The following is an 11,178-nucleotide window of genomic DNA, read 5'->3' as shown; positions in this document are numbered from 1 at the left end:
GCGGTTTGGCAGGATCGGTTAAATTAGGCAACGGCGTAATCATTGGCGGCAGCGCCTCTATTAAAGACCATACAACCATTGGCGATCGTGCTGTTATTGGTGCAGGTTCTGGTGTAACAGGCGATGTAGAAGCCGGTAAAACCATGTTGGGCTACCCAGCATTAGAAGCCCGTGATACCCTAAAACAATGGGCGATTATGAAACGTTTGTTAAACGAGAGTAAGAAGTAAATACACAACCTACAAGGTTTTAAAACCTTGTAGGTTAATGTTTAAAATCTATTTCACTTTTTCAATAACTGATGATATACCAGGCATGGTGGGCGATGAGTCATCTTTTAATAGTCCTGTGTCCGATCGACTGAATAGTGCTTGAAAAACAATTTTCTTTTCTTCTTCAGAAAAATCTCCTTTGCTTAACAGAGAAATATATAAATAGGTTAATTTTTCTCTTTCTTCTGCGTCACGAGCCAAATGATAATTACTAAACATAAATTTCATTACAGCTCTGAACATAAATGCTATGAACGAAATAAATAACGCGAAAACAATAGACCAACGGATTGCAGCTGTTGTATCTCCTTGAAAAATTGATTCAAGCATACCTTCTGGTGTTTGCCACAATAGAAAATAAGTTAAAATAACTGCTACGAAAGTAATTGCACCTAAAACCCACATCATCATGTTAGCCTTTTTATTTAATTCGCTAGCTCTATCTTTCCAATACTTGACTGGTTCTTCGAGTTTTAGTAATTCGCTATATTGATTTTGAAGACTTGTGAATTCAGAATCAGTAGTTTCAAAAAGATCTTTAAATTCTTTATCGGTATGATTTATAAACGATGAAAATTTGTTTCTTTTATAATGTAACCAATTCGCTAATAACTTTCGAGACTCAGATACTCTTTCTGTTTGGAAATCATTGTTCTTTGTATAATCATCTTCTATATTTCTTATTAATGAAATAACTTTATTCTGATAATCATTTTCTAAAGTTTCGATTTTGTTTCTAATATCATTAATATATCTTTTATCAGTTTCTCTTCTGGAAAATAATACAGAATTTTCGCGATGAGTAAATTCGTAGGCTAACAAATATCCGTTAATACTACTTCTGTCACTGTAACTCATGCCTTGATTGGTAAAATACAAAAGTGCTCCGTTGAAAATATTCGGATTTTCAGCTTACAACTTAATCATGAAATCAATTTCAGGACTGTTAGCAGTAAATACATGTTGAGATGGAGAAAAATAATATCTAGTAAAACTTGTAAACTGTTGTTGTAAACTGCTTTCATCGTAACCTTCATTTTTCACATAAGTATTTATAAACTCATCTATATAAGTACGAGCTGTAGTGAAAAAAGAAATTGATTCACTAAAAAGGTTATTATCTAATTCTTTTTTTCTCTCTGTCCATTGTTCATCATTTTCTTTAAAAAATTTGAAGATGTTAATAATGCCTACAATATTATATTCAACATTGATATGGCGAAGAGTAAAAGGTAGTTCAATCGTATTTAAAAAATCCTTATAAGGAGAGTCTTTAACAATTTTACGCGCTTCTTGTAATTCCATAATTAATATTTGTAGTAATGTTTGTAATATGTTTTCAGTATACTGTATAAGCTAATATACAAAAACAACATAATAATGAAGTGTATGTTTTATTATAAATAATTTGCAACCTATTCTAAAAAATGTTAATTTAAACCAGTTGTTGGTAATAAATAAAGAAAAATAATATAAATAAGTTGATTCGGTTAGTGCGAGCGTCACGCTCGTATTAAAATGTAATAATTGCACGATCAAGATGCTCGCACCAGCTTTAAAATCTGATCAGTAGCAAAACAAATCGGATCGGTAGTAAAGCAAACCCAGTCAGTAGCAACACAAATCTGGTCGGTAGCAACACAAATCGGATCGGTAGTAAAGCAAATCCAGTCAGTAGCAACACAAATCTGGTCGGTAGCAATACAAATCGGGTCGGTAGCAATACAAATCGGATCGGTAGCAATGCAAATCGGGTCGGTAGCAACACAAATCGGATCAGTAGCAAGATAAATCGGATCAGTAGCAAGATAAATCGGGTCGGTAGCAACACAAATCGGGTCGGTAGCAACACAAATCGAGTCAGTGGCAGTACAAATCGGGTCGGTAGCAATACAAATCGGGTCGGTAGCAACACAAATCGGGTCGGAAGTAATGTAAAATCACAATACTTTATATAATCAATTTTAAATTTAGAAGAATGGGCAAGAAAAAATCAGAAACACAGTTAATGCAAAGCTACAGCGTTTTATTTGAAAACGTAAAAAAGGATACTGTTTTAGCAGCCGAACTGGCAGAATACGGTTACAATGCCGCAGCCATAGCACAAGGCGAAGCACTTTACAACAACTTTGTACAAAAGTACGACACCAACAAAACAGAAACTGCACAAGAAACTACAGCGTATGCCTTATTTAGCAACGCATTTGAAACCACCGCAGCTATTTACAAAACCGATCGTAAAAAGGCATAAATTGTATAAAAATCAACCCGATGTATTGCGAAACTTACAATTAAACAAACCCTTGCTAGAACGCAATGCCTTGGTTATTGATACCATGCGTTTGTTTTACGACATGCTGCACAATAACACCGAATTGCTAAATGCCTTACAACGCTTAAAAATTACCACAGACCACGTAAACCAGCAATTGGCAAATGTAATCAACGTACAAACCGTTTACGCTGCTTATGTGCAGGAAAAAGGCGAAAGCCAACAAGCCACCCAAGACAAAAAAAAAGCCTTTGATGAGGTTAGTAAATGGGTAAGCGAATTTTACAGCGTAGCCAAAATAGCACTGGAAGACAAACCCCAGCTTTTAGAAAGTATATCTAAATGGGTGCGTAGTTAATAATTAAATGAACCGTGACTTCGAGAGTCCTCAGCCACCGGTAATTTTAGTTCCCTGAGGTTCTTCCACGAGTTCCCTGAGCCACTCTAAGGGAACAAGATATGAGTTCTCGAAGTGAAAGAGACGTGACTTTGAGAGCTTCAGCCACCGGTAATTTTAGTTCCCTGAGGTTCTTCCACGAGTTCCCTGAGGCACTCGAAGGGAACAATAGATGGGCTCTCGAAGTCACAATAAAGCTACTCGAAGCCACAATTGAGATTCTCTAAGCTATCAATACAAAACAAAAAATGCCCAACTTTTCAGTTGGGCATTTTATTTATCAAAAAGCAATTACGCTTCCATATAAGCTTCAATAGGAGCACAAGAACAAATAAGGTTTCTGTCGCCATACGCATCATCAACTCTGCGTACACTTGGCCAGAATTTGTTTTCTGAAACATATTCTAACGGATATGCTGCTTTTTCACGAGAATAAGGTAATTCCCAAGTTTCGGCAGTTAACATAGCTAAAGTATGTGGTGCATTTTTCAATACGTTGTTGGTGTCTTCTGCAGTTGCAGCTTCAATTTCTTTACGAATTGAAAGCATGGCATCACAAAAACGATCTAATTCTGCTAAATCTTCCGATTCTGTTGGTTCAATCATCAACGTACCTGCCACAGGGAAAGAAACCGTTGGTGCGTGGAAACCGTAATCCATTAAACGTTTAGCAATATCGGTAACTTCAATACCTTTTGCTTTAAACATACGGCAGTCAATAATCATTTCGTGCGCTGCACGTCCGCGTTCTCCAGAATACAATACATCGTAACCTTCGCTTAAACGCGCTTTCATATAGTTAGCGTTTAAGATCGCAGTCATGGTAGATTCTTTCAAACCATCGGCACCCAACATACAAATGTACCCGTAAGAAATTAAACAAACCAAAGCCGAACCGTAAGGAGCTGCCGAAATTGCCGTAATAGCGTTATCGCCACCTACTTTAATAACTGGGTTGGTTGGTAAAAATTCTACTAGATGTTTTGCTACACAGATTGGGCCAACACCTGGACCACCACCACCGTGAGGAATTGCAAACGTTTTGTGTAAGTTTAAGTGACAAACATCGGCACCAATTTTAGCAGGATTTGTCAATCCAACTTGTGCGTTCATATTGGCACCATCCATATAAACGTGTCCGCCGTTAGCGTGGATCAAGTCGGTAATTTCAATGATCGATGATTCGTAAACTCCGTGAGTAGAAGGGTAGGTAATCATTACACAAGATAAATTGTCTTTGTGTAATTCTGCTTTCGCTCTTAAATCTTCTACATCGATATTTCCTTCTTCCGTCGTTTTGGTAACAACCACTTTCATACCAGCCATTGCAGCCGATGCAGGGTTTGTTCCGTGAGCCGATGCAGGAATTAACGCAATGTTTCTGTGACCTTCGCCACGAGATTCGTGGTATGCACGAATAACCATTAAACCAGCATATTCACCTTGTGCGCCAGAGTTTGGTTGTAACGTGGTGCCAGCAAAACCGGTAATTACGTTTAACTGCTGCTCTAACTTATGCAACATAGTTAAATATCCTTTGGTTTGATCTGCCGGAGCAAATGGGTGGATATTATTCCAGTTAGGATTGCTTAAAGGCAACATTTCTGCTGCTGCATTCAATTTCATTGTACAAGATCCTAAAGAAATCATAGAATGGTTTAATGCTAAATCTTTACGCTCTAACTTTTTAATATAACGCATCAACTGAGATTCTGAATGATACGTATTGAAAACATCATGCTCAAGGAAAGTTGATGTTCTTTCTAATTTTACAGGAACCAAAGCTTCTTGAGAAAGTTCGGTAACGGCATCAAATGATTTTCCGGCAACTTCGGCAAAAATACCAATTACTGTATTAATATCGTTTAATGAAATAGTTTCGTTTACAGAAATTGAAACGGTATTAGCATCAACATAATAAAAATTGAATTCTTTAGCTTCGGCAACCGCTTTTACTTTAGCAACATCGGCTTTTACTAAAATAGTATCAAAATACGCATCGTTTACTTGTTCAAAACCTAATTTGGTTAATTCGGTTTCAATAGTAACTGCTTTTGCGTGTGCTTCGTTTGCAATGCGGCGTAAACCTTTTGGTCCGTGATAAACCGCATACATACCTGCCATAACAGCTAACAATACTTGTGCAGTACAGATGTTCGATGTTGCTTTTTCACGTTTAATGTGCTGTTCACGCGTTTGTAATGCCATACGCAATGCACGGTTTCCGTTGGTATCTTGAGAAACACCAATGATTCTACCCGGCATAGAACGTTTGTATTCTTCTTTTGTACAGAAGAAACCAGCGTGTGGTCCACCAAAACCTAACGGAATACCAAAACGCTGTGTAGTACCAACAACAACATCGGCACCCATTTCGCCTGGAGATTTTAAACGTGCTAACGATAAAATATCGGCAGCAACGGCTACTTTAATATCTTTTGAATGTGCTTTGTTTATGAAATCTTCATAATCGTGAACCTGACCAAATTTACCAGGATATTGTAAAATTGCAGCGAAGAAATCTTCTGTAAACTCGAATGCTTCGTGGTTTCCAACAACAACTTCAATGCCAATTGGCGTAGAACGAGTCTGTAAAACCGATAACGATTGAGGTAGAATTTCTTCTGAAACAAATAATTTGTTTGCGTTGTTTTTCTTTTGATCTCTTGTACGAACATCAAACAACAAAGCCATAGCTTCGGCAACTGCAGTAGATTCGTCTAATAACGAAGCGTTCGCAATTTCCATTCCCGATAATTCAATAACCGTAGTTTGGAAATTCAATAAAGCCTCTAAACGTCCTTGAGCAATTTCTGCCTGATAAGGTGTGTAAGCAGTGTACCAACCTGGGTTTTCGAAAATATTACGTTGGATAACAGCCGGAACAATTGCTTCGTTATATCCTAAACCAATCATTGATTTGAATGCTTTGTTTTGTGCACCTAATGCCGTAGCATGTGCCAAATATTCGTATTCTGTAAGAGCTTCGTCTAAAACGATGTCTTTCTCTAAACGAATTTTGTCTGGAAAAGTTTCGTATAACAATTGATCCATATCTTTCACACCTACTGTGTCAAACATGTGTTGTAAGTCGGTTGCTCTAGGACCAATATGTCTTAAAGCAAAAGCATTTGTCTTCATCTGCTATTAATATAATTATAGTTGTGTATAAAGAAAGCAAAAATACAACTATTATTTGATTAATTTTACGGGATATTAAAATAATATAAAGCGACCCCCAACAAGTTATGCAGCAGCAAAGTAATAGTACTATAAAACGTTTTTTTGACTGGTATTTGCACGCAAGTTTACACGTGGCATTAGCTACTACGGTGTTGGTACAAATGACGTTTTATTTTTGTTTTTTACCTTTTAATATCGCTATTACCAGCCTTGTTTTTTTTGGTACTGTTTTTAGCTACAACTTTATTAAGTATGCACAAGTTATTGCCAAGAAAAAAGAACTTACCCGGTTTTTAAAAAGTATTATTGTTTTAAGCGTAATTAGTTTAATAATTGCGTTGATAAGTTTTTTGTTTCTGGATTTAAAAGCACAACTGCTCACTGTTTTCTTTGGGTTGTTGTGTGTTTTGTATGTAATTCCGTTGGCAAAATCAAAGACCAATCTGCGTAATTATGCGGGCATAAAAATATATATTGTATCGTTATGTTGGGCGGGTGTAACCACTTTATTGCCCATTGTAAATGCCGATCAAACCATAGAAAATGATATTCTTTTTAAGTTTTTACAGCGATTTATTCTTACATTGATTCTCATTTTAGTTTTCGAAATTAACGATTTAAAGTACGATGATATCCGACTGAAAACCGTTCCGCAGACGATTGGCGTTTTAAAAACAAAATACCTGATTGGTTTGTTGCTGATTCCGTTTTACTTTCTCGAGTTTTTAAAAGTGAATTATTACGGAAATCAATGGATCATCAATCTTATTTTGGTATCTGTCATTGCATTGTTTACGTATTATGCCAATCCAAACCGATCAAAATATTACACGCTTTTTTGGGTAGAAAGTATTCCTGTTTTATGGTATTTGTTGATTATTTTGTTTAATACACATTATTTGTGATTAGAAAAAACTCGTCTTTCCGAGCTGTCAGTCTTTTTGTAATTTATCCCACAAATATGAAAAACAAGGTTAAATACCTTATGTGCCAATAGAGATTTTGATTCAAACATTACAAATAGCTACCTTACCGACAAGTAAAGATTTTTTATATTAGCACATTTGTTATTTTGGGCGTTAGCTTAATGTAAAAATATAAAAAAGATCTAAGTAAACAAAGTATTTAGATTTTAACGAAAAACCGATCTAAATATTACACGCTTTTTTGGGTAGAAAGTATTCCTGTTTTATGGTATTTATTGATTATTTTGTTTAACTTTCTCTAAAACTTCATGAAAAAGTTGTTGTTTGTTTTACTATTGATGCCCTTTTTTGCAACCGCGCAAGAATCGTATGATTTAATTGATTTTTCTGATGATCTTTCGGCAAAAATTATTGTTGATGACAATCAAGAAAATTCTGATTTGGAAACCAATTGTACGCTGAATATCTATCAAAAGAAAAACGGCAAGCTGATTTTCTCTAAACCTGCTTTTTATTCGGATTATGATTTAGAAGATTCTAAAGTAAAATCGAACATTCACAAAATTCCTTATGGAGAACAAAGTATTTTAATTTACGAAGATTTTAATTTTGACGGAAAAGAAGATATTGCCTTACGAACGGGGAATTTCAGTTGTTACGGTGGTCCGTCGTTTGAGATTTATTTGGCAGATAAAAACAGTTTTGTTTACAATGAAAGTTTTACCGAATTAGGATCAAACTACTGCGGAATGTTTATGGTTGATAATGAAAAAAAACAGTTGCAAACCATGACGAAAAGTGGTTGTTGCTGGCATCAGTTTTCAACCTATGTGGTAGAAAATAATCAGGCGGTTCCTATCGAAATCATCGAAGAATCATATTCGGGTATTTTTGCAGAATATTCGGTTCAGAAACGCGTGAATGGTAAAATGCTTACTAGTCACTATCAAGAATTTCCTTTACAAAATAGCGAAAATGTGTTTACCATGATTTTTGAAAATGGCAAAAAAATGTATCTTACCAAAATATATGGTGGCGATCATTTGGGTATATTTTTACTAATGCAGATAATGTGGTGGAATTATTTATTGATTCTGATTTTATATTTAATAAAGCCACGCAAACATTAACTTTTAAAAACAAAAGCACCATCTACGAAGTTTCATCAAAAGAAATTCTAGTAAAGGAGAATGGTAAAACGTTTCATTTAAATAAAGTAGAAGAAACCAGCGGATCTTTGAATAATATAAAATGGAATACTTTTAGTAATGTTCAAACTAAATAATATTAAGCGACACGTTCTAAATTTGTAATAATTTGTTCAATTTCTACCGCTTTTTTTAACTGGTTTCTCAATAAAAAATCGCCGTATTTTTTCTGATGATTTTCAATAGTTCTGTTTAAATGTGTTTTAAAAAGCAGGCTGTAATGTTTTTTACTGTATTGTTCAATTAGCTCGTAACAAAGTTTTACTTCGCTAATATTTTGCTGGGTGATTTCGGTTTTCAATAAACTTTGTAGTAAATTATTCAAATAATTTTCTTTTTTAAACTCTAGGCTGTTCAGTTTATCTTGATATAATTTAACCGATTGTTCATCGTTAATTTCCAACCACGTAAGTTTTTCTAAATTGCAGTTCACAATTTGTAGGTTCAACTGTAATAATTCATATTGATGTCTGTAGTAAGTAATCATATTTTTTGTTTTAACCAAATTTCCTGATTTGGAATGACGTTGTTTGTCGTTAAGTAGTTGTGGTTTGTTAAATTTTATAAATTAACATTTTTAATAACAGTACATAAAGTGTAAGCTGTATATTTAAACAATTAACTAAACAAAATGTACTATTATGACCGAAAATTATTTTCAATCAACAGACGAAAGTCAAAATTTTATCAATTATTTTAAAGCCGTAAACGCCACTTTTTTAAACGAAAACGTAAAGGCATTATTCATTGTAAAAGCACATGATAAAGTTTATTTAAAAACGGTTTTTACAAAAGAAGAGTATTTAAACAAGTTTACTTTTGTAACCACTTTAACCAATTTAGATATGGTGGTTGATGCTTGTGATTGCGACGAAAATCCGGAAGGGAAATTGTTTCAAGAAATTTTACCAAACGATCAATTAATTGATCTTTTTGTGAACTTGGACGAAGAATGTTTAGTGCAGATTTTTGACGATGAACTTATCTCGATTCCGTTTATTTCAGAACATTATCAAATGGAAGTATTCTAAAAACACAAAAGCAACTCAAACCGAGTTGCTTTTTTTATTTTTCAAATTCAAGAACAGGTTGATCCGAAATTTCTGGCGTACCAGGTTCAACTGTTTGGGTTAAACGCAATTTTCCGTCTAATAAATTAACTTTGTAATATGCGGTAAATTGCGAATAGTGTATAAAAATGGTTTCTTCATTGATCCAATTGTAACCAAAAGTTCCTTCTTGGCTAACATAAGCATGTTCACTGTTGTTGATCATTGAAATATTTGTGGGATCGATCTTCCAAACAACCGAACCTTTTTCAATCTGCGGTAATTCGGGTACAAAACCAAGATACGCAGTCATTTTCCATTCGCCTGAAATATCGACCGGTTTTAAATCATCATCATTACATGATATCAAGCCGATAAAAGCGAACAATAGAATAAGTTTTTTCATAAGTTTAAATTTAAATTAGGTAGGTAATGATAAAATTTACAGGAAGATACAAAAAATGAAATAAGTATCTTTGTCTGACAGATTTGATATTATGGATTTATTTACCAATAACGCTACAACCGATAATTTATTGCCGTATGATGGCGAGGTTATTTATCATGGAATTTTGTTGGATACCAATGAAGCCGATCACTTTTTTAATGCTTTAATGCAGAAAATTGACTGGTATCACGATAAATCGGTTATTTATGGTAAGGAAATTACTACCAAACGAAAGGTTGCTTGGTACGGATCTAAAGATTTTTCGTACACTTATTCAGGTTTTACACGGATTGCAACGCCGTGGATTGAAGAATTACTGGCATTAAAACAGTTGATTGAGTTGTATACCGACAGTATGTATAATTCGTGTTTGCTGAATTTGTATCATAGTGGAGAAGAAGGTATGGCGTGGCACAGCGATGGTGAAAAAGATTTGGTAAATAACGGTTCTATTGCCTGTTTAAGTTTGGGTGCACAACGTCGTTTTGATTTTAAACACAAACAATCGGCAGAAAAAAAGCAGTTCGATTTGCCAAATGGTTCATTAATTGAAATGAAAGGCGAAACTCAGAAGCATTGGTTGCACAGAATTGCTCCGACAAAAAAAGTGACCGAACCAAGAATAAGTTTGACGTTTAGGCAGATGAAGTCTTAAGTTGAATTTTATATAGAGTAAGAATGGAACTATTTATTCTAGTATTAATTATTGTACCAGCAATCTTCTGGGTATTTTACAAAGCAAAAATCAAAGGTGTAATTGGAGAAAAGACTATTTCTTCAATATTATATTTTTTAGGTAACTCGAAGTATAAAGTAATTAATAATGTTGTTATAAAAAATGATGAAGTAACATCACAAATTGATCATATTGTAATTTCTAACTACGGAATTTTCGTTATTGAAACTAAAAATTTTAAAGGATGGATTGTGGGTGGTGAGAAATCAGAATTTTGGACTCAAATAATATTCAAGTATAAAAAGAAATTTTACAATCCTTTGCTACAAAATTCAGGGCATATAAAAGCACTAAAAAAATGTCTTGTTGATTATCCACATATAAAGTACTATTCAATAATTGTTTTTTCAAACAACGCCGAAATTAAAGTAAATACTTCTCAAGATGTTATAAATTCAAGTCAGCTTTTAAGAACGATAAAAAAATATTCAGATATAAATCTTACAGAAACAGAAAAGGAAAAAATTACGAAAAAAATAAAATCATCTAATTTAATTGACTCATATGATAAGCGTCAACACATAAAGTCAATTAAAAAGAGGATTAATCATCGTGAAAAATCGATAGTAGCAAATAAATGCCCAAGCTGTGGCTGTGATTTGATAAAAAGAAAAGGGAAATTTGGATTTTTTCTTGGTTGTGCTTCTTATCCAAAATGCAGATTTATTAGAAATATTTAATTTAGTT

The 11,178-nt window shown here is 34.0% G+C and carries 13 protein-coding genes and 1 pseudogene; 9 read left to right on the top strand and 5 right to left on the bottom strand.

Annotated elements, in window-relative coordinates; genetic code table 11:
- A pseudogene (locus tag EG242_RS04280) lies at positions 1-230 on the top strand (UDP-3-O-(3-hydroxymyristoyl)glucosamine N-acyltransferase); the annotation flags it as partial.
- A gap of 48 nt (positions 231-278) precedes the next feature.
- On the opposite strand, the gene EG242_RS04275 reads toward EG242_RS04280, so the two are convergent.
- Together EG242_RS04275 and EG242_RS04270 are read right to left on the bottom strand one after the other, a co-directional pair.
- Entirely contained in the window at positions 279-1,130 is an 852-nt protein-coding gene (locus EG242_RS04275) for a DUF6161 domain-containing protein (protein ID WP_124898668.1), read from the bottom strand.
- Between the two features lie 54 nt (positions 1,131-1,184).
- Complete coding sequence (locus EG242_RS04270; protein ID WP_124898667.1) at positions 1,185-1,577, bottom strand: hypothetical protein; 393 nt, start codon at positions 1,575-1,577, stop codon at positions 1,185-1,187.
- A 673-nt stretch (positions 1,578-2,250) separates the two neighbouring features.
- Here EG242_RS04270 and EG242_RS15025 point away from each other — a divergent pair.
- Entirely contained in the window at positions 2,251-2,523 is a 273-nt protein-coding gene (locus tag EG242_RS15025) for a hypothetical protein (protein WP_235831865.1), read from the top strand.
- 1 nt (position 2,524) lies between these two features.
- Positions 2,525-2,902, top strand: a complete 378-nt coding sequence (locus EG242_RS15020; protein ID WP_235831864.1) for a hypothetical protein — start codon at positions 2,525-2,527, stop codon at positions 2,900-2,902.
- A 330-nt stretch (positions 2,903-3,232) separates the two neighbouring features.
- Here EG242_RS15020 and gcvP read toward each other — a convergent pair whose 3' ends face one another.
- The gene (gene gcvP, locus EG242_RS04255; protein ID WP_124898666.1) at positions 3,233-6,082 is read right to left on the bottom strand and encodes an aminomethyl-transferring glycine dehydrogenase; all 2,850 of its coding nucleotides are present in this window, start codon (positions 6,080-6,082) and stop codon (positions 3,233-3,235) included.
- A 107-nt stretch (positions 6,083-6,189) separates the two neighbouring features.
- Here gcvP and EG242_RS04250 point away from each other — a divergent pair, with 107 nt between their 5' ends.
- The 3 genes from EG242_RS04250 to EG242_RS04240 all read left to right on the top strand — a co-directional run bounded on the left by EG242_RS04250 (position 6,190) and on the right by EG242_RS04240 (position 8,335).
- Positions 6,190-7,029 carry a UbiA prenyltransferase family protein gene (locus EG242_RS04250; RefSeq protein WP_124898665.1) on the top strand — a complete coding sequence of 280 codons (840 nt, stop codon included), beginning with the start codon at positions 6,190-6,192 and terminating at the stop codon, positions 7,027-7,029.
- A gap of 329 nt (positions 7,030-7,358) precedes the next feature.
- Complete coding sequence (locus tag EG242_RS04245; RefSeq protein WP_124898664.1) at positions 7,359-8,180, top strand: XAC2610-related protein; 822 nt, start codon at positions 7,359-7,361, stop codon at positions 8,178-8,180.
- On the top strand, positions 8,126-8,335 hold the full coding sequence (locus EG242_RS04240; protein WP_124898663.1) for a hypothetical protein: 210 nt from the start codon (positions 8,126-8,128) through the stop codon (positions 8,333-8,335). Before EG242_RS04245 ends, EG242_RS04240 begins: the two co-directional genes overlap by 55 nt.
- 2 nt (positions 8,336-8,337) lie before the next feature.
- Here EG242_RS04240 and EG242_RS04235 read toward each other — a convergent pair whose 3' ends face one another.
- Positions 8,338-8,745 carry a hypothetical protein gene (locus EG242_RS04235; protein ID WP_124898662.1) on the bottom strand — a complete coding sequence of 136 codons (408 nt, stop codon included), beginning with the start codon at positions 8,743-8,745 and terminating at the stop codon, positions 8,338-8,340.
- 154 nt (positions 8,746-8,899) lie between these two features.
- Here EG242_RS04235 and EG242_RS04230 point away from each other — a divergent pair, with 154 nt between their 5' ends.
- Complete coding sequence (locus tag EG242_RS04230; RefSeq protein ID WP_124898661.1) at positions 8,900-9,289, top strand: hypothetical protein; 390 nt, start codon at positions 8,900-8,902, stop codon at positions 9,287-9,289.
- A 34-nt stretch (positions 9,290-9,323) separates the two neighbouring features.
- On the opposite strand, the gene EG242_RS04225 is transcribed toward EG242_RS04230, so the two are convergent.
- Entirely contained in the window at positions 9,324-9,713 is a 390-nt protein-coding gene (locus EG242_RS04225) for a hypothetical protein (RefSeq protein WP_124898660.1), read from the bottom strand.
- Between the two features lie 91 nt (positions 9,714-9,804).
- On the opposite strand from EG242_RS04225, the gene EG242_RS04220 reads away from it, so the two are divergent.
- Positions 9,805-10,410, top strand: coding sequence for an alpha-ketoglutarate-dependent dioxygenase AlkB family protein (locus EG242_RS04220; RefSeq protein ID WP_124898659.1), 606 nt, complete (start codon positions 9,805-9,807; stop codon positions 10,408-10,410).
- 23 nt (positions 10,411-10,433) lie between these two features.
- A complete protein-coding gene (locus EG242_RS04215) occupies positions 10,434-11,171 on the top strand; it encodes an NERD domain-containing protein (RefSeq protein ID WP_124898658.1) in 738 nt (245 codons plus the stop codon).
- The last annotated feature ends 7 nt before the right edge of the window (positions 11,172-11,178 follow it).

The organism is Paenimyroides viscosum (genome assembly GCF_003858535.1).
GTDB classification, from domain to species: Bacteria; Bacteroidota; Bacteroidia; order Flavobacteriales; family Flavobacteriaceae; genus Flavobacterium; species Flavobacterium viscosum.
The sequence above is the reverse complement of the archived record's forward strand: the minus strand, read 5'-3'. Positions and strand labels throughout refer to the sequence as shown.

What these genes read in the sequence shown, in the direction of transcription:
- EG242_RS04275 (WP_124898668.1), bottom strand. Translation starts at nt 1,130, where the DNA reads ATGAGTTACAGTGACAGAAGTAGTATTAACGGATATTTGTTAGCCTAC.
- EG242_RS04270 (WP_124898667.1), bottom strand. Translation starts at nt 1,577, where the DNA reads ATGGAATTACAAGAAGCGCGTAAAATTGTTAAAGACTCTCCTTATAAG.
- EG242_RS15025 (WP_235831865.1), top strand. Translation starts at nt 2,251, where the DNA reads ATGGGCAAGAAAAAATCAGAAACACAGTTAATGCAAAGCTACAGCGTT.
- gcvP (WP_124898666.1), bottom strand. Translation starts at nt 6,082, where the DNA reads ATGAAGACAAATGCTTTTGCTTTAAGACATATTGGTCCTAGAGCAACC.
- EG242_RS04250 (WP_124898665.1), top strand. Translation starts at nt 6,190, where the DNA reads ATGCAGCAGCAAAGTAATAGTACTATAAAACGTTTTTTTGACTGGTAT.
- EG242_RS04245 (WP_124898664.1), top strand. Translation starts at nt 7,359, where the DNA reads ATGAAAAAGTTGTTGTTTGTTTTACTATTGATGCCCTTTTTTGCAACC.
- EG242_RS04235 (WP_124898662.1), bottom strand. Translation starts at nt 8,745, where the DNA reads ATGATTACTTACTACAGACATCAATATGAATTATTACAGTTGAACCTA.
- EG242_RS04230 (WP_124898661.1), top strand. Translation starts at nt 8,900, where the DNA reads ATGACCGAAAATTATTTTCAATCAACAGACGAAAGTCAAAATTTTATC.
- EG242_RS04225 (WP_124898660.1), bottom strand. Translation starts at nt 9,713, where the DNA reads ATGAAAAAACTTATTCTATTGTTCGCTTTTATCGGCTTGATATCATGT.
- EG242_RS04220 (WP_124898659.1), top strand. Translation starts at nt 9,805, where the DNA reads ATGGATTTATTTACCAATAACGCTACAACCGATAATTTATTGCCGTAT.
- EG242_RS04215 (WP_124898658.1), top strand. Translation starts at nt 10,434, where the DNA reads ATGGAACTATTTATTCTAGTATTAATTATTGTACCAGCAATCTTCTGG.